The sequence below is a fragment of the Nonomuraea turkmeniaca genome (genome assembly GCF_005889735.1).
GTDB classification, from domain to species: Bacteria; Actinomycetota; Actinomycetes; order Streptosporangiales; family Streptosporangiaceae; genus Nonomuraea; species Nonomuraea turkmeniaca.
This window is the reverse complement of sequence record NZ_VCKY01000064.1, coordinates 19,349-45,316: the sequence shown is the minus strand read 5'-3', so window position 1 is coordinate 45,316 and position 25,968 is coordinate 19,349. Positions and strand designations below refer to the sequence as shown.

The window sequence follows — 25,968 nt, the reverse complement described above, 5'->3', positions numbered from 1 at the left end:
TCACGAGCGGATTCTCGCCCGACCGACCGTGAGCATGCTGGCGGATTTCAGACGTCGCGTTCGCCGAGACCTGCGCCATCCGCGACCTGAGGCACTACAGGGCGAACCTTGGCTGATACGGCACTAGTCATCGACGTGACCCGGCCGCGCCTGCTTCAGCCAGCGTCCGAGCCGATCGAGGTGTACCTCCAGCGCGAAAGCCACCCGCCGCACCTGCTTGCCCTCCGTGGTCTTCGCATCGTCTGCGCAAGCCGCGTCGATGTCCGCCCCGTGCAGCTGGCGGCCGGAGAACTGCAGGGCGCAGGGTTCCATGGTGCGGCGTTCGCCTACGGATCGGGCCAGGTGGCCGGGGTCGATGCGCTGGTGGTCTTCACTCACGACAGCGGCCGCGAACATCTGTCGGTCCGCTTCACCGCTGCCACAGGCGCCACCACTGACTGGAGCGCCGATCCGGAAAGCCAGGAACTGGTTCCCCATACACCCCCGGCATAGACCTCATCGCCGCCAGCCCTTCGATGTACTCGCTCTGTCTCGGCTCACCACTCGATCCCTCTCGATGATCAACGGCGTGGCGGCTATGAGCTACGGAGTGGGGTGGGCGGCGGCCATGACGCCGTGCACGGCCGCCGTGATGCGGTCGGCGGCCTGGTCGGAGTCGGGCTGGCCGGCGTCGAGCCAGGCGATGACGGCCTCCAGGGTGAAGGCGGGGATCAGGTTGGCGGCCCAGTCCAGCCACGGCCCCTCGGGGATTACGCGGGCCAGGTTGCGTCGGCCGACCTCGCGGGAGGCTGCGGTGATGGAGTCGATCAGCTCGCGGAAGTCGGGCTCGCGGGCCGCGTAGCGAAACAGCAGCCGGAACCCGTCGGGGTCGGCGGCGGCGGCGCGCAGCAGGGCGGGGATGGCGTCGTCGTCGAAGTTGTCGGCGCCGGTGGCCTCGGCCAGCCGGGTGCAGGCGCGGTCCAGTACGGCCCGGTAGAGGTCGGCCTTGGAGTCGAAGTGGCGGTACAGCATCGCCCGGGTGAGCTCGGCTTCGGCGGCGATGTCGTCCAGGCCGGTGGCGGCGTAGCCGGCGCGGGCGAAGGCGCGGGTGGCCGCGTCCAGGATCTGCTCACGCCGCTCCGCGCGGCGCAACCTGCGCACCGGCCGAGCAGGCCCGGCCTCGTGCTGACTCTGGCCCGCTGCAGTGCTCATCCCGACCTCCACTTGTAGAAGGCAAAGTATACATGTAACTTCTTATACATAGAAGTCTACAAAGCCGCATCTACTTCAGGAGGGGCTGTGTCCGATCCCGTACAGCTACCGTTCGAGCAGCCTGGCCCGCTGGAGCCGCCGCCGCTGCTGCGCCGGTTGCAGGCCGAAGGCCCGATCCACGCCATCCGCACCGCGGTCGGTCATCCCGGCTGGCAGGTGACGGGGTATGAGGAGGTGCGTGCCCTGCTGGACGACGCCCGGCTCGGCCGCGCCCATCCCGAGCCCGAACGCGCCTCCCGTACCGGCGAGTCCGAGCTGTTCGGCGGCCCGATGGGCGGCTTCGACACCGAGCAGGCCGACCACCGGCGGATGCGCGCGCTGCTGCAGCCGCACTTCTCGCCCAAACGGATGCGGGCGCTGCGCGGCCGCGTCGAGACGCTCACCACCCAGCTGCTCGACGAGCTGGAGAAGGCCGGGCCGCCGGCCGACCTGCACACCGCGCTGGCGCTGCCCCTCCCCATCGCCGCCATCTGCGAGCTGCTCGGCGTCCCGTACGAGGACCGCGAACAGTTCCGCGGCTGGACGCAGGACGCCGCCGACATCACCGACCGCACCCGCTCGGCTCAGGGACTGGGCGCACTGTTCGCCTACGGGCAGCAGCTGGTGGCCCGCAAACGCGCCGCAGGTGACGCGGAGGCCGATGTGATCTCCCGGCTGGCCGCCACCGACGGGGTCAGCGACGACGAGGCCGCCGCGATGGGGATGTTCCTGCTGTTCGCCGGGCACGAGACCACGGTCACCGCGATCGGTAAGGGCGTGCTGTGGCTGCTGGCCACCCCGGGCCAGTGGCCGGCCCTGGCCGCCGACCCGTCCCGGATCGACGCCGCGGTGGAGGAGATCCTGCGCGCCCCGAACCTGGGCGGCGGCGGCATCCCCCGCTACGCCCGCGAAGACCTGGACATCGCCGGCGTGCACGTCCGCGCCGGGGACCTGGCGCTGCTCGACACCGGCGCCGCCAACCACGACGCGGGCGTGTTCGCCGAGCCCGACCGGTTCGACGTCGACCGGCCCGCCGTGCCGCACCTCACTTTCGGGCACGGCGCCCGCTACTGCGTCGGCGCACCGCTGGCCCGCATCGAGCTACAGGTCGTCTTCTCCCAGCTCGCCGCCCGCTTCCCCACCCTGGAGCTGGGCTGTGCGGTGGAGGAGCTGACCTTCGACAAGCGCACGCTGACCGGCGGGCTGACCGCGCTGCCGGTGACCTGGTGACCGGCATGAGCGCGGCCAAGGCGAGCAGGCAGGTGAACAGGCGGCGGCCGTTGTTCGGCCGGATGTATCCGAAGATGGCCGCCGGCATGGACCGGGGCGGCATGACCGAACGCCGTCGCGAGCTGCTGGCCGGCTTGTCCGGCGAGGTGGTCGAGGCCGGCGCTGGGCACGGCGTCAACTTCGCGTACTACCCGGCCGAGGTGAGGCGGGTGATCGCAGTGGAACCGGAACCACGCCTGCGCGCGCAGGCTCAGGCCGCCGCCGCCGAGACGGCGGTCCCCGTGGAGGTGGTGCCCGGCGTCGCCGAGCACCTGCCCGCAGCCGATCACAGCGCGGACGCAGTGGTGATGTGCATGGTGCTGTGCTCGCTACCCGACGTCGGTGCGGCGCTGGCCGAAGCGCGACGCGTGCTCAAACCCGGCGGGCAGCTCCGATTTCTGGAGCACGTACGAGCCGACACGGCAGGCCTGGCCCGCCTTCAGGACGTGCTGGATGCCACCATCTGGCCGCATCTGGTCGGCGGCTGCCGCCTCGGCCGCGACGCCGAGGCCGAACTCCGGCGGGCCGGGTTCCGCATCGACCACCTGGACCGCTTCCTGTTCCCGCCCGCGCGCACCCCGGTCTCCTTCCACATCCTCGGTACAGCTGTGCGGGGCGGCGATGAGTGAGCGGCATGGCCAGGCGCGGCCAAAGGCGTCATCGATACGGACAGCAGGGAGGGACGCTATGGGCACCACGCCCCTCGCATTGACCGTGGCCGGCTTCGATGCCGAGCTGACGGGCGCGGGAACGCAGCCCTGCAGGTAAGACCAAGCGGGCCACTCGCGCCCCCGGCTGACCCGCGCATGGCCGTTCGGCGGGCCGCCTGCCGGGGCTCAGTGACTGTGGTGTTCGGTGATCCAGCGGGCGGCGAGCAGGCCGGAGGCGGCGGTGAGCACAGCGGCGGCGATGACGGTGGCTTCCAGTCCGAAGGCGTCGGCCAGGAGGCCGGCGAGCAGGGCTCCTGCGGCATAGCCGATGTCGCGCCAGAACCGGTAGGTGCCCAGCGCGTTGGCCCGCCAGGCGGGGTGGGCGTGATCGGAAACGGAGGCGATCAGCGCCGGATAGACCATCGCGGTGCCCAGGCCGAGCGCCACGGCCGACAGGATTCCAGCCAGCAGGGGGCGCTCCAGCAGCGCCAGGGCGAGGACGAACCCGCCGGCCTGCACCAGCATCCCGTAGACGATGAGGGGTTTGCGGCCGATACGGTCGGCCAGATGGCCGGTGGGGATCTGCCCGATGCCCCACAGGATCGGATACAGGCCCTTGATCAATCCGACGGCGGCCAGGCCGAGCCCGTAGTCGGTGAACAGCAGCGGGAACACGCCCCAGGTCAGGCCGTCATTGAGATTGTTGACCAGCCCGGCCTGGCTGGCGCCGCGCAGCGAGCGCTCCCGCCAGGAGGTGCGGGCGAACGTGGCCGCCAGCCCGATGTTCTCGCCGTCGGGCAGCGGCTTGGGGTGCTGGGCGAGCTCGAGGGCGACGTGGGCGGCGGTGTCGCGGACGGTCAGCGCCAGGATCAGGCCGGTGGCGACGAAGACCACACCGATGAGCTCGGGCGCGGGCCGCAGCCCGTAGGCGGTGGCGAGGTAGCCGGTGAGCAGCGCGGTGACGCCGACCGCGGTGTAACCGGCGGCCTCATTCAGCCCGGTGGCCAGGCCGCGGCGGGCCGGGCCGACCAGGTCGATCTTCATGTTGACGGTCATCGACCAGGCCAGGCCCTGGTTGAGGCCGAGCAGCACGTTCGCCGCCACGATCCACCACCACGACGGCCCCCACGCCAGCATGAACGGCACCGGCGTGCCGATCAGCCAGCCGGCGACCAGGAGCTGTTTGCGGGTGAAGCGCGCGGTCAGCGCACCGGCGGCAAGGTTGGTGGCCGCCTTGGTGAGGCCGAAGGCGATGATGAAGGAGAACACCGCCAGGTCGCTGGTCAGCCCGAAGATGTCGGTGCCGATCAGCGGCACGGTGGTGCGCTCCAGCCCGACCAGGCCGCCGACGCAGATGTTGACGACGACCAGCAGGGTGAACTGCAGCCAGTTCTCCCGCAGCCCGAGCCGCACCGGGGGGATGGTGCCGGTGCTCACCGAGCACCGCCATCGGCGGTGCCGGCGTCAACGGTGTCGAGCCGCAGGCCGTGGGCGGCGGCGTAGTCGGCCGGGCCGCCGTCCAGGACGGTCACGTCGGTGTGTCCGGCGCGTTCCAGCAGGCTCGCGGCGGTCATGGCGCGCTCGCCGTGCCCGCAGGCCACCACGACACCGGCCGGGGCGTCGGCGGTGTGGCGGGCGAGGTCGCCGAGTTCGAGATGCAGGGCGCCGGGCACGTGCCCGGCGGCGTACTCGGTCTCCTGCCGCACGTCCAAGTACGGGCGGGCTGGTACGCGGTCGGCGGTGACGAACGCGGTGGTGGCCCGCGGGTGTCCGGCCTCCAGCCAGGCGGGCATGCCGTCGGCCAGGTGCCCGGACAGCCGCTCATAGCCGATCTTGTACGCCTGCCACACGACCTCCGCCAGGTCCTGACCGTCACCCACCACGAAGACCAGGGGCGTGGTGTCGGGCAGCAGCCAGCCCAGCCAGGTGGCGAACTGCTCGCGTAGCTGGATGGACAGCGCGCCGGGGATGTGACCGGCCGCGAACTCGGCCACCGGACGCACGTCAACCACCTGGCCGCCATCGGCGATCAGCGCCTTGACCTGCCCGGCATCGAGCGCGGGCAGTGGCGGCGTGCCGGTCAGGATGGCGGGGCCGCGCCGGTTGTGTTCGGTCAGGCGGGCGAAGTAGGCGGGGTAGGAGCCCAAGCTGGCCACCAGCCGGCGGACGAACGTGTCCTCGTCCGGCGCGGCCAGCAACGGGTTGGTCTGCTTCTGCGCGCCGATGGTGGAGGTTCGCTCGGTGCCAGGCGGGGCCGAGCAGAACGAGCCCGCGCCGTGGGTCGGCCACACCGCGGTCGCCTCCGGCAGCATGGCCAGCCGGTGCAGCGAGCGGTACTGGGCGCGGGCCAGTTCCTCGGTGCGCTCGGCGCCGAGCAGATCGGTGCGGGCAGCCGAATCCACGATCAGCGACCCGCCGGTGAACACGCCGAGCTCTTGCCCCTCGTCCAGCAGCAGGAACGACAGGTGCTCGTCGGTGTGCCCGGGCGTGGCCAGCGCACGCAGCCGCAGCCCGCCCAGATCCACCTCATCACCGTCGCCCAAGGCGCGGTGCGGGAACGCGCGCTGCCCGGCCGCGGAGGCCAGCACGGTCGCCCCCGCGTCGTGGGCGAGTTGCACGGCGCCGGACAGGAAGTCGGCATGCAGGTGAGTGTCGGCCGCATAGGCGACCGTCAGGCGACGCCGGCGCGCGGCGGCGTCCAGCGCACGCAGGTCACGGCCGGCGTCCACGGCCAGCGCCCGGCCGTCCCCCAGATCGACCAGGTAGGCACTGTTGCCCAGCCCTTCGTCCACCAGCGGTATCAGGTGGTCCTCGGCGAATCCCACGATGTCCTCCACGATCTGCCCCCCCGGCGGTGCGGGAGGGAGCGCACACGGCTCCCTGTTGGTACGATATTCCATAGATTAATGGAGGATTGGATGAGTGACGCAACTCCCGCCCAGGCCAAGACCCACCTGTACGACGCGTTCGCGGCCAGCGGCAAGGCTCTGGCCAGCGGCAAACGCCTCGAACTGCTCGACCTGCTCGCCCAGGGAGAACGCACCGTCGAGGCCCTGGCCAAGGCCGCAGGCCTGAACCTGACCACCGCATCGGCCCACCTGCAGACCCTCAAGCAGGCCGGCTTCGTCGCCACCCGCCGCGACGGCGTGCGTATCCACTACCGGCTGGCCGGCGACGACGTCGCCCAGCTGTTCGCGCTGCTGCGCAAGGTAGCTGAGAACCACCAGGCCGCCGTCCCGGCGGCGCGGGACGCCTACCTCGGCCGAGACGGCGCGGCGGAGGTCACCCGCGAGGAGTTGCGCGCCCGCCTCCAGACGGAAGACGTCGTGGTGCTCGACGTCCGCCCGGTGGAGGAATACCTGGCCGGTCACATCCCCGGAGCCGTCTGCATCCCCGTCGCCGACCTGGCCGACCGGATCAACGAACTGCCCGAGGACTGCGAAATCGTCGTCTACTGCCGCGGCGAATACTGCGTGCTCGCCTACGACGCGGTCCGCCTGCTGACCGACCGCGGACGGCACGCGATCCGCCTGGCCGACGGCATGCTCGAATGGCGGCTGGCCGAGATGCCCGTCGACGCCGGGGAGCTGACATGAGCGACGCGCGCGCATCGCGTCCCGGCTCATCCGGTGAGTCCGCCCGGCCTGCCGGTGTCACCTCACGGGCGGACCCATGGACGGGCCTATGGACGGGCCGGTCTACCTGGACTACAACGCCACCACGCCCGTCGACCCGCGGGTGACCGAGGCGATGCTGCCGTATCTGACCGCCTGGTTCGGCAACCCCTCCAGCAGCCACCCGTACGCCGATCGGCCGCGCCGCGCGCTCGCCGACGCCCGCGCGCAGGTCGCCGCCCTCATCGGGGCACAGGCAGCGCAGATGGTGTTCACCGCCTCCGGCTCCGAGGCGAACCTGCTGGCCGTGCGCGGCGCGGTGCTCGCAGCCGGCCGCCCGCGCCCGCACGTGATCACCCAGGCCACCGAGCACCCGGCCGTGCTGGAAACCTGCCACGCGCTGGCCCGCCTGCACGACGCCCGCGTCACCGTGCTGCCGGTCGGCGGCGACGGGCTGGTGAATCCGGCCGCGCTGGCCGCCGCCCTGAGGACACCGTGCTGGTGTCGGTGATGGCCGCCAACCACGAACGTTGCCCTGGCCGTGGCTCTCGGCGCCGCCGCCGACCTGGCCGCGCACGACCTCGCCACCGGCGCGCCCTCCCGCCTCGCGCACCTGCGCGATGACCTGCACCGCCGCTTGGACGCGGCGCTGCCAGGACGAGTTCACCTCAGCGGCCCCGCCGGTCGGCGCCTGCCGAACACCCTGAACATCAGCATCGACGGTATCCCCGGGCACGATCTCCTGGCCGCCGCGCCCGCGGTGGCGGCCTCCACCGGCTCGGCCTGCCACAGCGGCACCCGCACCCCGTCGCCCGTGCTGTCGGCCATGGGCTTGGAGGCCGATAGGGCGCTGAGCGCGGTCCGGCTGTCGCTGGGCCGCTGGAGCACCGACATCGAGACCGCAACTGCTGCACTCATCAGCGCGGCCCCGACCATCTCTCACCCGCTGCCTGGCCTTCCCGGCACCACAGAACAGGCCACGCCATGAATGACGAGCGGGCGCACGCCGCCCCTGAGGATGACCGCCCTGCCGATGGCGGTGCCGGCGATCCGGCCGTGCCAGTGGTACTGGACGGCGGTGACCGCCGCTGCGTGCAACTGCTGATCGAGCTGAGCCGCCTGGTAGCCGGCCTGCCCTCCGGCAGTGTCGTCCACCTCATCGCCACCGACCCCGCCGCACCGATCGACCTGCCCGCCTGGTGCCATCTGACCGGCCACCTCTACCTCGGCGCCGCGCCCGGCAACGGCCGTCCCATCTACGCCCTGAGCGTCCGCGCCGACACCCGCCGTACCGAGCCCCATGCACCGTGGCGGTCAACCACCGCCTGACCCTCACCTCACCCAGCTCATGTCCGCGCGGCCGCCTGACCAGTGCCCTGAACCGACGCTCAGGTGCTCTCGTGGGCGCCGTCGTGGAACGGACGCAAACCCCCGGCCACATCAGCGCGAGAGAAGGCGTAGCGGCCCAGGAAGTTGATGTGGTCGTACTGGATCGGCGACAGCCGCGCGCACATCTCATCGGTGACCGGGAACCCGTCGGCACGCAGCTGCTTGACGGCAGCATCCAGATACAGGCTGTTCCACCAGATGACCGCATTCAACGCCAGACCCAGACTGCCCAGCTGATCCTCCAGACCTTCGCGGTAGCGCTGACGCAGCTGGCCCCGGTTGCCGAAGGCGATCTTCCGTGCCAGGCGGTGGCGGGCCTCCTGCACGTTCAGCTGGGTGCCGATCATCCGCCGATAGCCTTCGTCGGCGATGAACTGCAGCAGATGCAGCGTCTTGGAAATCCGGCCGTAGTGCGCGAACGCCTCGCCCAGGCCGGTGGTGCGGCCGTCGGCCGACAGCATCCGGATCAGGTCGTAGGCGCGCACCGTGCCCATTGTCAGCGAGCCGGCCACCCGCAGCATGTCGCCCCAGTGCGCGCGGATCTTGTCCAGCCGGACGGTGTGGCGGGACATGTGCTCCAGCGGCCCGTAGACAGCCCGGGTGTTGGTGCGCCACAGCCGGGTGACATGCTGCCCCGGCTGGACTTCCCCGAGCTGCTGCTGGAGGTCTTCGACCGCACCGGCCTGCCGGCCGACTTCACCTACATCTCCGGCGCCGCGGGCACGAACGCCGCGACCGTCTCCACCGCCGAGACCAGCTTCTCGCGCGGCACCACCTCCTCGATCGCCTTCCATACCTCCACCGGAGGTGATCCGGTTCCGCGCAGTCGAGGCCGGCACCGCCGTGCTGGCGATGGTGCGCATGGCCGCGGCGAGCCCGACGCCGCGGCCTCGACCGCTCGGCGGCGATTCCTTTGGCCGCTCTGGATGGTCCCCATTGGGGCGGCTCAGCGAGAGCCGACACAACAGGCGAGGGAGGACCACGGTGAGCACGATCGAGGAGTTCGCCGCGCTCGCGGAGCCATACCGTCGCGAGCTGCTGGCGCACTGTTACCGCATGATGGGCTCGGTGCACGAGGCCGAAGACCTGGTGCAGGAGACCTACCTGCGCGCCTGGCGCGGCTTTGAGGAGTTCGAAGGACGCTCGTCCCTGCGCACCTGGCTCTATACGATCGCCACCAACGCCTACCTGAACGAGCGCAAGCAACGCAACCGGCGTCCTCTGCCCTCCGGCCTCGGGCCGGCGAGCGGCGACCCCGATGCCTCGCTCGAAGCGGCGAGCGGAGACGTGCTCTGGCTGCAGCCGATCCCTGACACGATGGTCACGCCCGGCCCGGGCGATCCCGCCTCCATTGTCATCTCGCGGGAACAGCTGCGCCTCGCGCTCATTGCCAGCCTCCAGAAGCTGACGCCGCGGCAGCGGGCCATCTACCTGCTGCGCGAGGTGCTGGAATTCCCTGCAGCGAACGTGGCGGCCATGCTGGAGACCTCCGTGGCCGCGGTCAAGAGCTCGCTGCAGCGCGCTCGCGCGGCCTTGACCAACGTCGACACCGCGCACGAGAAACTCACCGAGCTTGATATCCAGGACCTGCTGGAGCAGTACATGACCGCCTTTGAGAAGGCGGCTCTGGAGCGGGCCTTGCGGAAGGACGCCGCGCTGGAGATGGTCGGGTACTCCACGTGGTTCTCCGGGCTGGACACCTGCCTGCGTCACCTCGCCCGGGTGCTCGGCTCTCCCGGAACCTGGCGGATGGTTCCCGTCCAGGCCAACGGGCAGCCCGCCGCGGCCGCCTACCTACGCCGTGGCGACGGCGCCTACGAGGCCTTCGGCCTCGCCGTCCTCACCGTCACGTCGGGCGGCATCAGCCGGATCACCGTGTTCGGTAAGGAGGACTTGCATCTTGGTTCGGCGTACCGAGCGCTCTGCAGTGAGGTCACGACGAGACGCGTCGTCCGAACCGCGCCATGAGTCGGTCGCCTGGGCCGCCTCCATCGGGCGAGCCATGCTGCAAGTGGCTGGTACCGGTGGTCAAGACCAGGGGAGGAGCTCCAGAACACCGGCGGCCAGCGGCGGCGGAACGGGCCGGTCGCGTCTACAGGACCAGGCGATGTCCCAGGCGTGGACGGTGATCTCCACCGTGCCCCCGGCGAGGAGGAGACCCCGGGGGCAGGTAGCGGTCACCGATCGCGATAGGGCTGTCCGGGCGCGCGCTCGTCGCGGCCACGGCCAGCAGCCTGCGCGTCCGGACGTGGAAGAAGGCAACGGGATCGTCCCCCGCCTGACTGACCGGCCGCCAGCCGATCACCGCTTCGGTGAGGGCCTCGTAGAGGAGTTCAAGCGCGTCGTTCAGGCGCCACAGCAGCGCCTCGACATCTCCGACAGCGCAGGGCGTCGGCATCGGCAGGTCCTGCGGCCGCACGGGGGTCAGGCATTCATGGGCATAGTCGATGGCCGCGCCCAGCAGCCTGACAGCGTAATCGGTCGGCATATCAATACAGACCTTGCGACGAGCGGAAGGAATCGCACAAATCCGAGTGTCGCCCACTGCGGGCCCTGATCATGGCTCTACACCCAAGCTGACCTCCGAGCCGAGGTCGAGCGGCTCCGCGACCTCAGCCGCAGATCTCCGAAAGCACCGGTCTCAGCCCACCACCGCAGCAACGACGCATCCTTACTCCATCGCCTTGAGGCGGCAAACGCCCGCAACCGCGAACTGGCCCGAGACAACCAGCGACTGCGCCAACAGCTGCAGGAGTTTCAGGGTGGGCAGAGGCCCGCCGGGGAACTGCTGCAGCCGTCCGCCGGTCGCCAGCGGGCCGAGGTCGATGGCGGCCCAGCCGGAGTGCTCGATCAGGCGGGTGATGCGGTCGTAGGCGTCGGCGTGGCCGCCGGACAGGAAGATGACGCGGCGTCCGGCGGGTGTGCGCGGGTCGGCGCCGAGGACGGCGGGGGTGAGGGTGTTGAAGGCCTTGACCAGGCGGGCGCCGGGGACGAGGTCGGCGACGACCTCGCTGGAGGTGCGCCCGCCCAGGTCGGCGACCTTGAAGTCGGGCGGTCCCAGCGGGTTGGTGGTGTCGATGACGATGCGGCCGCCCCAGTCGCTCCCCTCCGTCGCCTTGACGGCTGCCGGTAGGTCGCGCCAGGGCACGGCGAGGACGGCGATGTCCTGCGCGACGGCCTCGCGCACCGTGGCCGGCTCCAGGTACGGGCCTGAGGCTCGGCGCGACGGCACTGACCCGATCAGCGACCGGCCGCGGAGGGCGTAGGCACACGACACCCCTCGGCCCTGCATACGTTTGCCAGGTCGACACCCAATCCGGGCTCACGTGCGACTGCCAACTGCGGAACCCCGGGCTTCAGCCCGTGCGCCTTCGGTCAAATCCAACGGCTCTGAGAGGTCGTCGGTCGGGCCGCTGCCCACCGCTGAGGCTCCTGGCAGGAAACCGGTGATTATTGGCCGTATCGACGGTAGCCGATCCGGCCGTACCAGGTGTAATTATACAGAGATGCCAAGCCCTGTTTTCAATAAGCACCCGCGATGCGCGGCTCATTCACCATTACATCAAAGCGATATCGCTTTCCGTTTCACGACCACATCGGCACCCGCGGGCGCGCCCGACGCCCCCCCGAATGACATGCCCGAAGGCCGCGGCATGCCTGAGCGTTACAGAAGCGATCGACCATCAAACCCAAGACAGGACGACACGACGCGACGAACTGCCCCTCCTGCTCGTGGCGACTCTCATAGCAGGAGCCGGGGAATGCGACAGCCATCCCAAAGCGGGCTTCGCACGCCGATCGCCGCTCGACCCGTATCTAAACGTTTCCCGAGGAAGAAATGACAAAGCTGAGAAAAATATTAACAATGGCCGCCCTTATCGGTGCGAGCCTGTCCGTTGCGACGATAAATCCTCCGCCGGCCAACGCTGACGGTTGGGTCAGTCCCCCGTACCCTTGTGGTGGGCCACAGCCCAGTGACGCCACGGTACAGATACTCTCCAGCGGCAGAGACATAGAACCGAAAGGTGCTCTAATAAGAGTCCCTAACGGCGGCGAAGCGCGACCTGCTGATGCCGATGCATGAGATTAAAGAGGAATCGCTATCGATAGAAGCGAGTGTGAACACCGCGCTCGAATTCGCCAAGATAGTCGGCGCATCCCGTAGCATCGGGATCGTCACGACCACAACTGAAAAGACCGCGACCTGGGTGGGGGCCGTACCTACCGTTCCACCCAAGAGGGTGGGGTATGCCCAAGCATACGCGGAATTCGTTAGAATGGCGTATCGCAACATCCAGCACGTTGAGCGGTTCAACATCTTGGGCACATGGTGGTGTGTCAGCGGCGACGTCACCAGTTACCGCTCGGCCAAGGTTCCCATTAGTTCAACGATCTGTCATTGGCTCGACCCAATAACAAGGTGCACGAAGTCGATTTATTACAGTGGCGGTAGCGGCGGCTACGGGCAACCCCCCGGCAGTGGCACGCCCGCTCCTCCGCCTGGTCCGCAGCCGGTGACCGATGTGCGCGGCTTGGCCGACGGCACCCTGTTGCACACGACCGACACCGGCAGGATTTACAAGATGGTCGGCGGCGCGCCGGTGTGGCAGGCCACCTGCAACGACAACATCTGCTCAGGAACGCCACGCCCCACCACGCAAGGGGTGATCAACGCAGGTCCTGCAACCCCCCGCAACGCCACCTCGGCGATCGACCAGCGCGGCCGGATCTACATCTTCGTCGGCGGCTTCCCCGTCTGGCAGGACTCCTGCGCCGCCCCGGTGACCTGCGGCACGCCGGTGAAAATCTCCGACTGGTCCATCGACGCCCGCGACCACATGAACCAAGTTCCGGCCGACGGGAACCTGGTGCAGGCCAAGGACGGCAACACCGACCTGCCTGTTTCCATGACGCTGGGTGGCGCCCTGGTGCCCTTCGCCAATCCTCAGGAGGTCATCGACGTCGGTCAGGGCACCGACTGGGCCAGCCGCGTGGTGGCGATCTCGGCCGGCAGCTACAACCGGATCGGCTTCATCCCCACCGACGGGACCCTTGTCCAAGGCACATCCGGCGGCGCCTCCACAGCGGTCGCGATGTACCTGGGAGGTGCGAAAATTCCGTTCGCCAACCCTCAGGAGGTCATCGACGCCGGATACGGCGCCGGCTGGGCGTCGAAGGTACGTGCCATCCCTTCCCGGCACTTCAACACCCTGCCCACCGTTCCCGATGACGGCACTCTGCTCCAAGGGTCCAACGGGTCGACTCCAGTAGCCGCCATGATCGGCTTGGCAAGAGTGAACTTCGGCAGCCCACAAGAGGTCATCGACGCCGGCTTCGGCACCGACTGGGGATCGAAGGTGCGGGCCGTTCCGGAGCGGGTCTTCAACTCCCTGCCGACACAGATCATGGACGGCACCCGGATCAAGAACGGTACTCTGACCGCGCAGGCTGTGGTCGTCGGCGGGGCGAAGATGCCCTTCGCCAGCTTGGAGGAGCTCAACGGCTCCGGATACGGTGACCGACCCGTGTGGACCATCCCCACCCGCACCTGGGACGCCCTCCCAACGAAGATCGCAGACGGTACGCGGATCAAGAACGCGGGTTCATCGGCGCAGGCGGCGATCATCGGCGGCGCGAAGATGCCCTTCACCAGCATCGATGAGCTCATCGCCTCCGGCTACGGCAATCGTCCGGTGCAGGTGGTGCCTGCCCGCGTCTGGGACGCCTTGCCGAACGACATCGGAGACGGAGTCCGCATCGGCAAAGCCGGCGACACCGCCCAAGCGGCGGTCGTCGGCGGGGCGAAGATTCCCTTCATCTCCATGGAGGAACTCGAAAGCGCCGGCTATGCGGACGATCCCCTGCACATCCTGCCTGCACGCGTCTGGGACGCCCTGCCGGGGCGGATCGGGGATGGCACGCGGATTGTGAAGGCGGGCACGACATCTGAGGCCGCGATCGTCGGCGGCGCCAAGATCGAGTTCCACACCATGGCCGAACTCACCGCCTCCGGCTACGGCGACGAACCCCGCCAAACCATCCCCGTCCGCGTCTGGGACAACCTGAACGAACAGATCGCCGACGGGACCCGGATTGTCAAGGCGGGGACCACGTCTGAGGCCGCGATCGTCGGCGGCGCCAAGGTCGAGTTCCACACCATGGAAGAGCTCACCGCTTCCGGTTACAAGGACAAGCCGCGCCAGGTCATCCCGGTCCGCGTCTGGGACGGCCTGACCAGGCAGATCAAAGACGGGACCCGGATCGCCAAGGCGGGCACGACATCTGAGGCCGCGATCGTCGGCGGCGCCAAGATCGAGTTCCACACCATGGCCGAACTCACCGCCTCCGGCTACGGCGACAAACCCCGCCAAACCATCCCGGTACGCGTCTGGGACAACCTGAACGAACAGATCGCCGACGGCACCTACGTCAAGTCTCCCGACTCGGCGACGGTGTGGCTGATCAATGCGGGGCGGAGAACGGCCGCGCAGCAGTCCAGCAACGTGCAGGTGATTCCCGCCAGGGTCCTGAACGCCATCCCCTTGAGCTGACGGTCTCGGTGGAGATCCGCGCCGCCGAGTGAGCGCGGCGCGGATCTCCGTCTCTTCCATGAGAAAGGACCCCAATGCGGACCTATCGAGGGTGGTGGCTGTGCATCGGTGTCCTTCTCCTGACCGCACTGCTGCCCGCCACCGCGCAGGCGAGCGACGGTGCGCTCGCCTACCCGGTACGTGACGCGTACCGGATCAAGTCCATTCAGCCTGACTTCTGGCCGGACAAGGCGGAGATCGCCGGGAGCAACACCGGCGGCGTGGCGATCAACTTGGTGTGGGCCCGCTGGGATCCGCAAGTCAAGCAGGCGCCGTGCGCTGCGAGCGAGCAAGAGTACGACGGCCGCTGCTTTGCCGTGCCGGCCGAAGTGGACGCTGAGATTCGCGACTGGAGCGCACGCGGCCTGGTGGTTACTGGCATCGTGTACGGCACGCCCGGCTGGGCACGGACCGGCAAGCCGTGCTCCCCTGCCGCTCCCGGTTTCGACCTCTTCTGCACCCCGAACAACCCGGCGGACTACGCCCGGTTCGCCGGCATGCTCGCCGAACGATACGACGGGCTGCACGACCACGGCCGGGTGGCCGACTTCGTCATCGGCAACGAGGTCAACAGCAACGTCTGGTTCGACATCGGCTGCGGCCAGGGCACGGCCTGCGACACCGGGGGGTGGTTGCAGGAGATCTCGGCGAACTACAACGCCGCCTACGATCGGGTGGTCGCCGAGCAGCCCAGCGCGCACGTGCTGATTTCGCTGGATCACCAGTTCGGCATGGAATTGGAGCGGCCCGCCGCAACCGATGCCACCCTGGCCGGTCAGACGGTGCTGCGTGGTCTGGCCGAGCGGGCCGGCAACAGGCAGTGGCGCGTGGCCTTCCACCCGTACGCGCGTGACCTGCGCAGCGACGTCTTCTCCACCGACGACTATCCCTACGTCACCTACGGCAACCTCGGCGTGCTGGTGGGCTGGCTGCGCGCGACCTTCCCCGCCCAGACGGCGGCGTGGTCACAGGTGCAGCTCACCGAAAGCGGAGTCAACTCCCTCACCCCGTCCTCGCCCCAACGCCAGGCCAGCGCGGTGTGCCAGTCCTTCCGCAACGTGCTCGCCACCCCCGGCATCGTCAACTACGTCTACCACCGCATGAGCGACCATCCCGACGAGGTCTCCGGCGGGCTCGCGCTCGGTCTGCGCAACCACGATGGCACCGCCAAGCCCGCCTGGGCCGCCTGGGCTATGGCCAACCGCAGCGACCTGACGCCGTCCCAGCTGTCCTGCGGCTTCGAGCATCTGCCGTTCACCAGGCTCACGCGGGGAAACCATCCCACCCGCGGCCACTGGGCCTCCTCCCGCACCCTGCCGCCCGGCTTCACCACCGAAGGCAGTTGGCGGCTGCGCCGCGACCATGTCGCAGGAACTGTTCCGCTGTTCGAATGCCAGGTCGGCGGGCACAACCTGCTCAGCCTCGAGCCAGGGTGCGAAGGGCTGCGGCCGCTCGGCCCGGTCGGCCACATCTACACTCGGCAGGGACCCAACACCATTCCCCTCTATCGGTGCTACATCCCTGGCAACGGGGACCACTTCATCTCCGCAAATTCCGGTTGTGAAGGCCATCGGACCGAAGGGCGCCTCGGCTACGTCTACAACGCCTACCCGACGAATCGCGCCATCTGCTTGGCGGCCGGGTCCACGGTTGCGGCCATCTGTTTCGACTCCTGTGATGGAACCCTTCGGTGTGCGGCGTCTCCGGCTCGGCACTAGGGCGTTTTCTCATGGCAACAGGGCCAGTTTGCCGATGGTGGCTCTGGTCTCCAGTTCCGCGAGCGTTTTCGGGCCGTCGGCCAGTTCGTACGCGGTGGGCCGGCCGGGGCCGAGCACACCGGCGGCGATGAGCGCGAATAGCTCACCCATGACCTCGCCGAAGATCTGCGGTGCGGCCTGGATCAGGAGGCCGATGTTCAGGCCGATGACGTGGATCTGGTGCTTGTACACCAGGTCCCAGTTGGTGATCGCGGCTTCCCCGCCCGCCAGGCCGTAGACGACGACCCGGCCGGTTACCCGCTTGGTCGCGGCCAGGCTGGCGTTGAGGGTGGCGCCGCCGACCGACTCCAGTACCAGGTCGGCGCCCGCGCCGCCGGTCAGCCGCAGGACCTCGGCGGCGATGTCGCCGCCGCGGGAGTCGATGACGTGGTCGGCGCCCAGCGCCCGTACCACCTCGTGCTTGCCTGGCGAGGCCGCGGCGATCACCGTCGCGCCGTAGTGTTTGGCCATCTTCACTGCGGCCTGGCCGGTCCCGCCGGCGGCGGCGTGGATCAGCACGCTCTGCCCCGCGGTGACGCCGCCCAGTGGCTTGAGCGCCGCCAGTGCGGTCGGCCAGTTCACGACCAGGCCCAGCGCCTGCTCATCAGCCCAGCCCGTCGGCACCGGGACCGCGGCGTCTGCGGGCAGCACCATGTACTCGGCGAAGGCGCCGCCTCCGATGCCGACGCCGATGACGTGGGCGCCGGGCTCCAGCTCCCGCGGCAGGCCGCGCACATTCGACCCGGACACCGCCCTGCGCAAGGCGCTGGGGGTGTTCTGGGAACGGGGCTACGAGGGCACCTCGCTCAACGACCTGGCCCAGGCCATGGGGATCGCCTCGGCCAGCATCTACGCCTGCTTCGGCAGCAAAGAGGACCTGTTCCGCCAGGTCATGGCGCTCTATGGCACGACCTCAGGCGAGCCGCCCAGGCGCGCGCTGCGCGAACAGCCGACCGCTCGCGCCGCTATCCACGCCATGCTGCGCGCCACCGCCGATGAGATCACCCACTCGGACGCACCGCATTACTGCATGCTCATCCTGGCCGCGCCCACCGGCGCCGTGGAAAACCACGCGGCCCGGGAGTTCCTGGCCGACCTGCGGCGCGACATGCTCAGCACCATCAGAGACCGGCTCGCTCGCGGCGTCACCGACGGCGACCTCACCGCGCCGCCCGCCAGCCTCGACGCCCTCGCTCGCTACTACACCACCGTGGTGCAAGGCCTATCCATACAAGCCCGCGACGGCGCCAGCCGCGCCGAGCTGGAAGCGGTCATCACCTGCGCGATGGCCGCCTGGGACACGCTCACCTCCACGCCATCACACCCAGTGAGCTAGACAACTACCGGCAAGCACCCAAACTCCATCCGCGAGGGCAGGCTCAACTCCATCACCCTGCTGCGCCGGCTGGGCTCCCACTCGCGCAAGGACCAGACGTACCGAGCCATTCGGGAGGTCGGCCGCAGCGTGCGCACCATGGCGCTCCTGCGTTTCCTCGCCGACCCGGCCCTGCGGCGGCGCATTACCGCGGTCGCCAACAAGGTCGAAGGCTTCAACGGCTTCTCCGCCTGACTGCGCTTCGGCAACGACGGCATCCTCGCCGACAACGACTCGGCCGAGCAGGCACCCCGGGCCGGAGAAGATGATCAAATGCCCTCGGCCTGGTGCTCAACTGCGTCACGCTGTGGAACACCTTCTACATGGACCGGGCCCTCGATCAGCTCAAAGCCGAGAGCTACCCCTGACCGAAGAAGACGTCGCACGCCTGTCACCCTTCGTCCGCCAGCACATCAACATGATCGGCACCTGCTCCTTCGCCCAGCCTGACCTCGGCCCCGCCGGCGTCCGGCAGCTCCGCAACCCCGACGAGCCGAACTGGGAGGATGAGATGCTCTAGCCCCAGAGCCCCGAGCAAGTACTTTCGTGGGCTGGAAAACGGTGGTCTCTCGCGAGATCGACCGGACTGATTAAGACGCGTTCAGGCGGCTGAACCACGTTTTGGTACGGTGTAGCAGATCGATACGGTGGATTCGCTCAGCGATGTTGTGGCCCTCACGCGGGTAGACGACGAACTCGTGTTCCACGTCGAACCTGCGCAGGGCCCGGTGAAGGAACTCCGCCTGGCTGAGCGGGACGTTGGTGTCCTGTGCACCATGAACGATCAGGACCGGGGTTCGGATCTTGGTGGCGTAGGAGATGGGGCTCCGCTCGTCATGTGGGTGCGGGCCCACCCCCTCCCAGCCGGTGCTGCCACCATGCGCCGCCTCGAACGCGCCGAGTTCGCCGGTCGCGGCGAGCATGCCCCAGTCACTGATCCCCGCACCCACCAGCGCCACTTTAAAGCGGTCGGTCTGACCAACTGCCCAAGCGGCCATGTATCCGCCGTGACTGTAGCCGCCGATGCCCAACCTGTCCGGGTCAGCCACCCCCTGCTCGATCAGCAGGTCGATGCCGGTGAGCAGGTCATGCCACTCCTCCCTGCCGAGAATGCCGTTCGTGGCGAAGGCGTGCCCGTGACCCTGGCCACCCCGGGGATTGGGCAGGAAGACGGCGTGACCCTCGGCGGCCAACCACTGCGCGGGCTCGTAGTGATGCAGGAGCAACTGGTCGGCCCAGCGTCCATAAGGCCCGCCGTGCACGATCGTGACCAAGGAGAACGGGCCGTCCTCGCGGGACTTGCCGGGCGGCAGGACGAGTAGGCCATCCAGGTCCAACCCGTCTTTCGCGCGATAGGAAAGGCGTTCTTGGGCACCCCACTCGATGTCCCGCAGCTCGGGTGCGGTGTCACTGCGCCGTACCAACGGACCTTGGACAGGACCCGCGAAGACCGATCGTGCCTCGTGCGCCTCGCTCCTGGCCACCGCGACCGTCGCGCCATCCGCGCTGGCCGTCAGCCACAACGCCAGGCCCCGCAGGGGCAGAACCTCGACGAGCCTTCGCGTGGCCGGGTCAAGGCGATGGATCGCGGAGTCCAGCCCGTTCGCGACCAGAGCCAACCCACCAGCGGTCAGGTTGAGCGGGCAGACCGGTAGACCTTCGGTGAGATTACGGTGCTTCCCCTCCGTCAGCGCGACATCCAGCACAGCGTTCCCGCCGGCGATGCCGGGCGGTGTCGTCGCGACGTATGCCACATGCCACCCGTCCTCTCCCTCCCACCAGGTGAGCGAGCCCGCCGACACGGCCGCCGCGCCCAGTTCCCGCACCTCGCCGGTGGCCGGGTCGAACAGGTGCAGGCGTGGCGTCAGCTCGCCGGGATCGGGATCGGCCGACTCCTGCGTGAGTACGGCGAGCATCCCGCCCCCGGGCCGCTCGGCCACTTCGACCACATGCCGCCCCTGAAAGACCTCTGGGGTCTTGACCGCACCGCTCCGCAGGTCGAGCAGCCGCAGCCGGCCATGGTTCCCAGCCTCGCTCCACACCCACGGATCGCTCTCGCCAAGGTCCGGCGAGAGCACGACCACAGTGTTGGAGTCGGCGAGCGGTAGGTAGGTGCTCACCTCGCCCTTCCACGAGCTACGGTCGCCCCCTTCAGCCCGCTCCCGATGCAGCTGCGCTTCCGTCCGGAAGTAGACATACTGCGAGTCAGCTGACCACTTGGGGTCGATCCCTTCCCCCAGCTTCCTCGATGGCGCATTCCCGTCCACCCCCGCCACCCAGACCGTCTTGCCTGGCATCACGCCATATGCCACCCACCGCCCATCCGGCGAAACCACCGGACCAACGGGCATCCGCGCGTCAACCACCATCTCTTCGGTCAGCATCGCCCGATGTTCGCACATAGAGTCGGCACCCACTCGGTGACCATCGCTTTACGAACTACCTCAGACGTCAGGTCCGCGCTGGGGCCCAATCTGGAGTTGGCAGGCGGACGCCAGGTCAGCCAGGTCAGTGGCTGCCGGACAGCTCCCCGGACAAGGCGCCGTGCATGCGCGCGCTGGGCTGGTTCAGACCGATGATCCGTACAGTCTTGCCGCGGGCGGCGTACTTGGCCTCGACGGCGTCCAGGGCGGCCACGGAGGAGGCGTCCCAGATGTGGGCGTCGGTCAGGTCGATGACCACGTCGTCGGGGTCGGTGGCGTAGTCGAACTGGGAGACCAGGTCGTTGCTGGAGGCGAAGAACAGCTCACCGGTGACGGCGTAGACGACCTGGTGGCCGTCGGGGTCGAGGCAGGCGGTGACGTTGGCCAGGTGGGCAACGCGGCGGGCGAAGATGACCAGGCCGGTCAGGGAGCCGACGACGACGCCGAAGGCCAAATTGTGGGTGGCCACGACGACGGCGACGGTGACGACCATGACCGTGATCTCGCCGGCGGGCATGCGTCGAAGCGTGCCCGGGGCGATGGAGTGCCAGTCGAAGGTGCCGAAGGAGACCAGGATCATGACGGCGACCAGGGCGGCCATCGGGATCTGGGAGACCAGCGGGCCGAAGACGATGCACAAGACCATGAGCAGCACGCCGGCGGTGAAGGTGGACAGGCGGGTGCGGGCGCCGTTCTTGACGTTGATCATGGTCTGGCCGATCATGGCGCAGCCGCCCATGCCGCCGAAGAAGCCGGTGACGATGTTGGCGATGCCCTGGCCGATGGACTCGCGGGTCTTGGAGGAGCGGGTGTCGGTGATGTCGTCCACCAGCTTGGCGGTCATCAGCGACTCCATCAGGCCGACCAGGGCGAAGCCGATCGCGTACGGCGCGATGAGGGTCAGCGTGTCCAGGGTGAAGGGCACGTCCGGCAGGCCGGGGATGGGCAGCGAGGACGGCAGGGTGCCGCGGTCGCCGACGGTGGGCACGGCCAGGTGGGCGCCGATGGTCAGCGCGGTGAGCGCGGCGATGGAGATCAGCGGCGCCGGGATCGCCTTGGTCAGCCGGGGCAGGAACACCATCAGCGCGAGCGCGCCGCCGACCAGCGGGTAGACGATCCAGGGCACGTCGATGAGCTCTGGCACCTGCGCCATGAAGATCAGGATGGCCAGGGCGTTGACGAAGCCCACCATGACGCTGCGCGGTACGAACCGCATCAGCTTGGCCACGCCGAGCGCGCCGAGCACGATCTGGATGAGGCCGCCCAGGATGACGGTGGCGATCAGGTAGCCCAGGCCGTGCTCACGCGCCAGCGGGGCGACGACCAGGGCGATGGCACCGGTGGCGGCGGAGATCATGGCGGGCCGGCCGCCGGCGATGGCGATGACCACGGCCATGGTGAAGGAGGCGAACAGCCCGACGCTGGGATCGACTCCGGCGATGATGGAGAACGAGATCGCCTCGGGGATCAGGGCGAGCGCGACGACCAGGCCGGACAGGATCTCGGTGCGGGCCACCGAGGGCTTCATCCAGCCGGGGCGGCCGGGTCGCAGGCGGGCGGCCAGGGTCGTTGACGGACGGGCGGGCACAGATGAGCGAGGCAACAGGCGTCCTTCACGGATGGAACAGCCCTCGATGGGGCAGCGGGCAGCGTGCCACGGCCAGGGCAGGAGGCAGCACGGAAGGGAGGCAGCCGGGCAGCGGCCGCAGGGGCACGCTCGCGGGCGGGGCCCGGAATCGAAGAAGGCGGCCAGCCGGACGATGATGTCAGCGGCGCTGCCGCGGGCAGGTCACGGCGGGCAGCAGGCGGTGGTGATCAAAGGCATGCGCGCGTCGATGTTCCTTACCTCGCGTGGGATTGGCGCTCGGCCGGCGCCGGTACGTGTCGTGGGCCGGATGTGCCAGAGTGGCGGGATGTCCGGTCTGTGCCGGGACACCCCAATGCGGTCCGGCCATCGGCAACTCTACCGTAACGTTAGGGTAGAGATTTGGCGGGGTCGGGTATGGCCGCCCGCACCGCCGCCACCAGTTGAGCAGTGAGGTCGTGCGAAACATGGACGGATCGGCGCTTTCCGCCACCCAGGGCGAAGTCCCGGATCCGGCGAGCAGTGGCAGAGATCACAGCGGGGATCACATGCACATCGGGCAGGTGGCGGCGCGCACCGAGCTGTCGTTGCGGACCATCCGGCACTACGACGAGGTGGGCCTGGTGCGGCCATCGGCCCGCAGCCAGGGCGGCTTCCGGCTCTACACCGAGGCCGATGTGGCCCGGCTGATGGTGATCCGCCGGATGAAGCCGCTGGGCTTCACGCTGGAGGAGATGGGCGAGTTGCTGTCCATCACCGATCGGCTCGACAACAGCGGCGCGGCAGCCCTGGAGGCGGCCGAGCGCGAGCAGTTGCTGGCGCGGCTGGGCCGGTTCGAGCAGGCCACCCGCGAGCGCTGCGAGGCGCTGCGCACTCAGCTGAGCAGGGCCGAGGAGTTCGCCGCCGACCTGCAGCGGCGCGCCGGCCAGCTGACCGGCGGCCCTGCCTGACCGGAGTGTCCGAGCTCGTCTGCCGCCTTGATCTCTCCTGCGGTCGAGATTTGAGGATGGGCCTGAGGGATGGCCCGCAGGCGGGTGCGAAGGAGGTCAGGTGTGATCGAGGTACGCCCCGACGTTGTCGCGGCTCCGGACCCCGAGTGCATGGCGTTGTTCGGAACGTAGAGGGTGGGCTCGCCGCAGCGGCAGGAGGCCGCAGCGCAGGCCACTGCGGCGGCGTGGCAGGCGCCGCCGTGGCCAGGGGCGCGGCTGCGCTCGTACGCGGTGCTGGCCGGCGACGACGGCGATACTCTGCTGCACGTCGCCCACGTCACCGACCCGGCGTCTCGGATGGACGGCAGCGCGACGTTGATCACCGACACATCGACCACCACCATGAACTGCGCCGCGCACACCCGCGCCAGGATCGCTCCCACCGGCCAACCCACTCCAGATCAATGCGGCCACATCGGTTTACTGAGCATGCAAACCGATGTGTCCGCCTCGGAAATCTGGGACGTAGGATGATCGCGGCGGCCTGGCCGTCCGCCGCTTGAGGATCCTCGTTGAGGCGTCGCCCATCCGGGGTTTGAGGGTCGGGCCGGGTTGTCCGGTCGCGTCTCCCTGATGCATGGGGAGGTGCGCCCGGATGAGCGCTCGTGTCGGTGCCGTCGTGCTGGCGGCGGGTGTGGTGGCCAGCATGGCGCTGGGGCAATTCATCCCGTTTCTCGGGGCGGTGGGCGAGGAGTTCGCCCTGCCGCTCAGCGCTGTGGGCTGGCTGTCGTCACTGATCACGCTGGTGGCCGGGCTCACGTGTCTGCCGTTGGGCATCTGGCTGGAGGGCCGGCGGCTGCGCGGGATCTTCCTGGCGGCTCTGCTGGTGCTCGCATCGGCAGGGCTGGGAGCGGCGTTCGCGGGCGGCGCTGCAGCGTTGTTCGCGGTGCGGGTGATTCAGGCCGCAGGCTATGCGCTGGTGATGATCACCGGGCCGAGCCTGCTGGCCCGGCTGCCGACCGGCAGGGCGCGGCAGAGCGCGCTGGCGTTGTGGGGGTTGTGCATTCCGGCCGGGCTGACGTTGGCCACCGCCGGGGCGGCGCTCGTGGGAACGGCCGGATGGCGTGGCCAGGCGGTCGGTGTAGGGGGGATCACCCTGGTGGTGGCGGGGTTGGCCGCCACGCTTCCCCGCGATACCCGGACCGGCCGGCGCGAGAGGGCCGATCAGGGATCCGGAGCCGGTGCGGGCTGGGCGGTGGCCGCCGTGGCGGCCGGGTTCGCGCTGATCGCGTTGATCGGGGTCAGCGTGGTGACCATCCTTCCCGCCTATCTCACGGCCGAGTCGGGCCTGTCCGATACGAGCTCCAGCCTGCTGACCGCCGTGGTGTCGGCGGGCAGCGTGCTCGGCAGCCTGGCCGCGGGCGCGGGCCTGCGGGGCGGCGCACGACCCGCCAGGCTGATCGCCGCGGCGTTGCTCATGGCACCGCTGAGCGCCGGGATCTTCACGCCGATGCCGGTGGCGGTCGTGGCCGTGTGCGCGGCGGCAGTGCTCGTGCTCAACGGCCTGGCCGTCTCCGCGTTGTTCGCGGCCCTTCCCGCGGTGGCGGGTGATCGCGTCGCCGTGGCGGTCGCAGCCCTCACGCAGGCGGGCAGCCTCGGCACACTGCTCGGGCCGCCGCTGTATGCGGGGGCCGTCGAGACGATGGGATGGGGCGCGGCGATCGCGGTGAGTGCGGCCATCTCTAGTGCGGGCGTCGGGTGCGCCCTGGCCGCGCTGCGCGGTCGTTAGCCGGCGCGGTCGGTGAAGGCGCGTTGCTGGATCGCATAGGGGGCAGACCAAGTACGGGAGAAAGGGATAGTGCCTCTGATCGCCTTGCCGAAGACTTTGATCAGGTCGTCCTGCCACCGGATTTCGTTGGGAGCGCGACGGACCGGCGATCTGGGCGCGTGGCCGCCCCTGGGTCGGCAAGTCGTGGTCCGCAGTGTGTTGAAAATCGTTCTGATCCCGACAGGCCTGCCCTGCACGGGTCTGGCCGTGGGGAGGCGAGGTGGGGCGCAGAACTTCAGCAACCAGCATGTCATAGGCCGCCAAACCTTGAAGATCCCTACGCGGGTGTTGTGCTTCGGCCGGCGTGGTGCCGGTAACTGCCGGGCGGTGCCCCGTACTGGCGCTTGAAAGCATGGGTGAAGGTGTACTGCGAGCTGTAGCCGACCTGCTGGGCGATCGTGTTGACGGGGGCGTCGGAGGTGCGCAGGAGCCGGGCGGCGGTGGTCATCCGCCACCATGTCAGGTAGGTGAGCGGTGGCTGGCCGACCAGATGGGTGAACCGCCGGGCGAAGGCGGCGCGGGACAGGCGGGCCTGCGAGCCCAACTCCTCGACGGTCCATTGCCGGCTGGGGTCTTCGTGGATGGCGCGGAGGGCAGCGGCGACGGCGGGGTCGTGCAGGGCTGCGGCCCAGCCGGTGGCGGAGTGGCCAGAGACGCGCTGCTGTTCGAACCACGCGCGCAGGATGTAGAGCAGGAGAAGGTCCAGCAGGGTGAGCAGGATGGTGTCGGAACCTGGGCGGGCGTCGCTGTCCAGTTCCACGCCGAGGAGTTCGATCGCGGCGCGGAGTTCGCTGTGGCGCCCTACCCGCGTCGGTAGGTGGATGACCTCGGGCAGGTCGTTCAGGAGTGGATGTGGCCCGGATCCGTCCAGGAGGTAGGCGCCGCAGAGCATGACCACCGTCGGCGGCCGGTCGGCTGAGGGTTCGTCCTCGCGGCCATCATGGACTCCGGTGAGCGTTGTGGGCGGCTCGCCTACAGGGGTGGACGGGTCGTCGGCCAGACCGTGTGCGGATCCGCGCGGCAGGAACGCCACGTCGCCCGGCCCGAGCGCGATCGGCTCACCCTGCGCTGGGAGAAGCCAGCACGTTCCCTGGAGAACGATGTGGAACCCGGCAGACGGCATCGCCGGAGACCGCAGGGCGAAGGGAGCGGACCTGATCACCCGGCCCGAGTGGGGTCGACCGGTACGCGCCGCATTCACCACATCAGACAGAACATCCACGCGGCCAGCGTAACCAAGGACGGCCTCGGCGAAGACGATGACGCAAACTCCAGAGCGCATCACGCATTCAATCGTCTTGCATCAGCGCCTTAACGTGCTTGTGGGCT

General features: G+C 69.4%; 25 protein-coding genes and 1 pseudogene. 16 read left to right on the top strand and 10 right to left on the bottom strand.

Annotated features, from left to right (window positions below):
* Positions 1-108: 108 nt before the first annotated feature.
* A complete protein-coding gene (locus tag ETD86_RS20340; protein WP_138667729.1) occupies positions 109-492 on the top strand; it encodes a hypothetical protein in 384 nt (127 codons plus the stop codon).
* A gap of 90 nt (positions 493-582) precedes the next feature.
* Here the strand turns inward: ETD86_RS20340 and ETD86_RS20335 are convergent, their stop codons facing one another.
* Entirely contained in the window at positions 583-1,191 is a 609-nt protein-coding gene (locus ETD86_RS20335) for a TetR/AcrR family transcriptional regulator (protein WP_138667728.1), read from the bottom strand.
* 87 nt (positions 1,192-1,278) lie between these two features.
* Between ETD86_RS20335 and ETD86_RS20330 the strand changes: the two genes are divergently transcribed.
* A complete protein-coding gene (locus tag ETD86_RS20330; RefSeq protein ID WP_138667727.1) occupies positions 1,279-2,460 on the top strand; it encodes a cytochrome P450 in 1,182 nt (393 codons plus the stop codon).
* 5 nt (positions 2,461-2,465) lie between these two features.
* A complete protein-coding gene (locus ETD86_RS20325; RefSeq protein ID WP_138667726.1) occupies positions 2,466-3,128 on the top strand; it encodes a class I SAM-dependent methyltransferase in 663 nt (220 codons plus the stop codon).
* Positions 3,129-3,335: 207 nt separating this feature from the next.
* Here ETD86_RS20325 and ETD86_RS20320 read toward each other — a convergent pair whose 3' ends face one another.
* Positions 3,336-4,586 carry an MFS transporter gene (locus tag ETD86_RS20320; protein ID WP_211370185.1) on the bottom strand — a complete coding sequence of 417 codons (1,251 nt, stop codon included), beginning with the start codon at positions 4,584-4,586 and terminating at the stop codon, positions 3,336-3,338.
* The gene (locus ETD86_RS20315; RefSeq protein WP_246148030.1) at positions 4,583-5,986 is read right to left on the bottom strand and encodes an MBL fold metallo-hydrolase; all 1,404 of its coding nucleotides are present in this window, start codon (positions 5,984-5,986) and stop codon (positions 4,583-4,585) included. The genes ETD86_RS20320 and ETD86_RS20315 overlap by 4 nt, the downstream gene beginning before the upstream one ends.
* 81 nt (positions 5,987-6,067) lie before the next feature.
* On the opposite strand from ETD86_RS20315, the gene ETD86_RS20310 reads away from it, so the two are divergent.
* The 4 genes and pseudogenes from ETD86_RS20310 (at position 6,068) to ETD86_RS20300 (ending at position 8,092) form a co-directional block, all read left to right on the top strand.
* Positions 6,068-6,745 (top strand): ArsR/SmtB family transcription factor, encoded by a 678-nt coding sequence (locus ETD86_RS20310; RefSeq protein WP_138667724.1) that lies wholly within the window; start codon positions 6,068-6,070, stop codon positions 6,743-6,745.
* A gap of 76 nt (positions 6,746-6,821) precedes the next feature.
* Positions 6,822-7,274 (top strand): aminotransferase class V-fold PLP-dependent enzyme, encoded by a 453-nt coding sequence (locus ETD86_RS57085; protein WP_211370184.1) that lies wholly within the window; start codon positions 6,822-6,824, stop codon positions 7,272-7,274.
* A 21-nt stretch (positions 7,275-7,295) separates the two neighbouring features.
* Positions 7,296-7,751, top strand: a pseudogene (locus ETD86_RS57080) (hypothetical protein); the annotation flags it as partial.
* A 68-nt stretch (positions 7,752-7,819) separates the two neighbouring features.
* Positions 7,820-8,092, top strand: a complete 273-nt coding sequence (locus tag ETD86_RS20300; protein ID WP_246148029.1) for a sulfurtransferase TusA family protein — start codon at positions 7,820-7,822, stop codon at positions 8,090-8,092.
* A 59-nt stretch (positions 8,093-8,151) separates the two neighbouring features.
* Here the strand turns inward: ETD86_RS20300 and ETD86_RS20295 are convergent, their stop codons facing one another.
* A complete protein-coding gene (locus ETD86_RS20295; protein WP_138667722.1) occupies positions 8,152-9,015 on the bottom strand; it encodes a Tn3 family transposase in 864 nt (287 codons plus the stop codon).
* Between the two features lie 73 nt (positions 9,016-9,088).
* On the opposite strand from ETD86_RS20295, the gene ETD86_RS20290 reads away from it, so the two are divergent.
* Positions 9,089-10,120, top strand: coding sequence for an RNA polymerase subunit sigma-70 (locus tag ETD86_RS20290; RefSeq protein ID WP_425465647.1), 1,032 nt, complete (start codon positions 9,089-9,091; stop codon positions 10,118-10,120).
* A 124-nt stretch (positions 10,121-10,244) separates the two neighbouring features.
* Here ETD86_RS20290 and ETD86_RS20285 read toward each other — a convergent pair whose 3' ends face one another.
* On the bottom strand, positions 10,245-10,640 hold the full coding sequence (locus ETD86_RS20285) for a hypothetical protein (protein WP_138667721.1): 396 nt from the start codon (positions 10,638-10,640) through the stop codon (positions 10,245-10,247).
* Between the two features lie 183 nt (positions 10,641-10,823).
* Positions 10,824-11,384 (bottom strand): NADPH-dependent F420 reductase, encoded by a 561-nt coding sequence (locus ETD86_RS20280; RefSeq protein ID WP_211370182.1) that lies wholly within the window; start codon positions 11,382-11,384, stop codon positions 10,824-10,826.
* A gap of 886 nt (positions 11,385-12,270) precedes the next feature.
* On the opposite strand from ETD86_RS20280, the gene ETD86_RS20275 reads away from it, so the two are divergent.
* On the top strand, positions 12,271-14,703 hold the full coding sequence (locus tag ETD86_RS20275; protein ID WP_138667719.1) for a hypothetical protein: 2,433 nt from the start codon (positions 12,271-12,273) through the stop codon (positions 14,701-14,703).
* Between the two features lie 74 nt (positions 14,704-14,777).
* Positions 14,778-16,460 carry a DUF5722 domain-containing protein gene (locus ETD86_RS20270; protein WP_211370181.1) on the top strand — a complete coding sequence of 561 codons (1,683 nt, stop codon included), beginning with the start codon at positions 14,778-14,780 and terminating at the stop codon, positions 16,458-16,460.
* Positions 16,461-16,469: 9 nt separating this feature from the next.
* On the opposite strand, the gene ETD86_RS20265 is transcribed toward ETD86_RS20270, so the two are convergent.
* The gene (locus tag ETD86_RS20265) at positions 16,470-17,234 is read right to left on the bottom strand and encodes a zinc-binding dehydrogenase (protein WP_211370180.1); all 765 of its coding nucleotides are present in this window, start codon (positions 17,232-17,234) and stop codon (positions 16,470-16,472) included.
* Between ETD86_RS20265 and ETD86_RS20260 the strand changes: the two genes are divergently transcribed.
* From ETD86_RS20260 to ETD86_RS60130, 3 genes are all read left to right on the top strand, one after another.
* Positions 17,191-17,835: a TetR/AcrR family transcriptional regulator gene (locus ETD86_RS20260; RefSeq protein WP_138667718.1), complete on the top strand. Its 645-nt coding sequence runs from the start codon at positions 17,191-17,193 to the stop codon at positions 17,833-17,835. The two genes, ETD86_RS20265 and ETD86_RS20260, sit on opposite strands and share 44 nt — an antisense overlap.
* A 27-nt stretch (positions 17,836-17,862) precedes the next feature.
* Positions 17,863-18,069, top strand: coding sequence for a Tn3 family transposase (locus tag ETD86_RS59175; protein ID WP_138667717.1), 207 nt, complete (start codon positions 17,863-17,865; stop codon positions 18,067-18,069).
* A 92-nt stretch (positions 18,070-18,161) separates the two neighbouring features.
* Positions 18,162-18,242: a Tn3 family transposase gene (locus ETD86_RS60130; protein ID WP_281286935.1), complete on the top strand. Its 81-nt coding sequence runs from the start codon at positions 18,162-18,164 to the stop codon at positions 18,240-18,242.
* A gap of 222 nt (positions 18,243-18,464) precedes the next feature.
* On the opposite strand, the gene ETD86_RS20245 is transcribed toward ETD86_RS60130, so the two are convergent.
* Entirely contained in the window at positions 18,465-20,171 is a 1,707-nt protein-coding gene (locus ETD86_RS20245; RefSeq protein ID WP_246148027.1) for a S9 family peptidase, read from the bottom strand.
* A 211-nt stretch (positions 20,172-20,382) separates the two neighbouring features.
* A complete protein-coding gene (locus ETD86_RS20240) occupies positions 20,383-21,825 on the bottom strand; it encodes a SulP family inorganic anion transporter (protein ID WP_138667731.1) in 1,443 nt (480 codons plus the stop codon).
* Between the two features lie 605 nt (positions 21,826-22,430).
* On the opposite strand from ETD86_RS20240, the gene ETD86_RS20235 reads away from it, so the two are divergent.
* The 3 genes from ETD86_RS20235 to ETD86_RS20225 all read left to right on the top strand — a co-directional run bounded on the left by ETD86_RS20235 (position 22,431) and on the right by ETD86_RS20225 (position 24,600).
* Positions 22,431-22,832 carry a MerR family transcriptional regulator gene (locus ETD86_RS20235; protein ID WP_138667715.1) on the top strand — a complete coding sequence of 134 codons (402 nt, stop codon included), beginning with the start codon at positions 22,431-22,433 and terminating at the stop codon, positions 22,830-22,832.
* A 174-nt stretch (positions 22,833-23,006) separates the two neighbouring features.
* Positions 23,007-23,345 (top strand): hypothetical protein, encoded by a 339-nt coding sequence (locus tag ETD86_RS55270; protein WP_170223174.1) that lies wholly within the window; start codon positions 23,007-23,009, stop codon positions 23,343-23,345.
* 121 nt (positions 23,346-23,466) lie between these two features.
* Positions 23,467-24,600: an MFS transporter gene (locus ETD86_RS20225; protein WP_170223173.1), complete on the top strand. Its 1,134-nt coding sequence runs from the start codon at positions 23,467-23,469 to the stop codon at positions 24,598-24,600.
* Between the two features lie 316 nt (positions 24,601-24,916).
* Here the strand turns inward: ETD86_RS20225 and ETD86_RS20220 are convergent, their stop codons facing one another.
* Positions 24,917-25,921, bottom strand: a complete 1,005-nt coding sequence (locus ETD86_RS20220; RefSeq protein WP_246148026.1) for an AraC family transcriptional regulator — start codon at positions 25,919-25,921, stop codon at positions 24,917-24,919.
* Between the last annotated feature and the right edge of the window lie 47 nt (positions 25,922-25,968).

What these genes read in the sequence shown, in the direction of transcription:
- ETD86_RS20335 (WP_138667728.1), bottom strand. Translation starts at nt 1,191, where the DNA reads ATGAGCACTGCAGCGGGCCAGAGTCAGCACGAGGCCGGGCCTGCTCGG.
- ETD86_RS20325 (WP_138667726.1), top strand. Translation starts at nt 2,466, where the DNA reads ATGAGCGCGGCCAAGGCGAGCAGGCAGGTGAACAGGCGGCGGCCGTTG.
- ETD86_RS20310 (WP_138667724.1), top strand. Translation starts at nt 6,068, where the DNA reads ATGAGTGACGCAACTCCCGCCCAGGCCAAGACCCACCTGTACGACGCG.
- ETD86_RS57085 (WP_211370184.1), top strand. Translation starts at nt 6,822, where the DNA reads ATGGACGGGCCTATGGACGGGCCGGTCTACCTGGACTACAACGCCACC.
- ETD86_RS20295 (WP_138667722.1), bottom strand. Translation starts at nt 9,015, where the DNA reads ATGCGCACCATCGCCAGCACGGCGGTGCCGGCCTCGACTGCGCGGAAC.
- ETD86_RS20285 (WP_138667721.1), bottom strand. Translation starts at nt 10,640, where the DNA reads ATGCCGACCGATTACGCTGTCAGGCTGCTGGGCGCGGCCATCGACTAT.
- ETD86_RS20270 (WP_211370181.1), top strand. Translation starts at nt 14,778, where the DNA reads ATGCGGACCTATCGAGGGTGGTGGCTGTGCATCGGTGTCCTTCTCCTG.
- ETD86_RS20260 (WP_138667718.1), top strand. Translation starts at nt 17,191, where the DNA reads ATGACGTGGGCGCCGGGCTCCAGCTCCCGCGGCAGGCCGCGCACATTC.
- ETD86_RS20245 (WP_246148027.1), bottom strand. Translation starts at nt 20,171, where the DNA reads ATGCCAGGCAAGACGGTCTGGGTGGCGGGGGTGGACGGGAATGCGCCA.
- ETD86_RS20240 (WP_138667731.1), bottom strand. Translation starts at nt 21,825, where the DNA reads ATGAAGCCCTCGGTGGCCCGCACCGAGATCCTGTCCGGCCTGGTCGTC.
- ETD86_RS20235 (WP_138667715.1), top strand. Translation starts at nt 22,431, where the DNA reads ATGCACATCGGGCAGGTGGCGGCGCGCACCGAGCTGTCGTTGCGGACC.
- ETD86_RS20225 (WP_170223173.1), top strand. Translation starts at nt 23,467, where the DNA reads ATGAGCGCTCGTGTCGGTGCCGTCGTGCTGGCGGCGGGTGTGGTGGCC.
- ETD86_RS20220 (WP_246148026.1), bottom strand. Translation starts at nt 25,921, where the DNA reads ATGCGCTCTGGAGTTTGCGTCATCGTCTTCGCCGAGGCCGTCCTTGGT.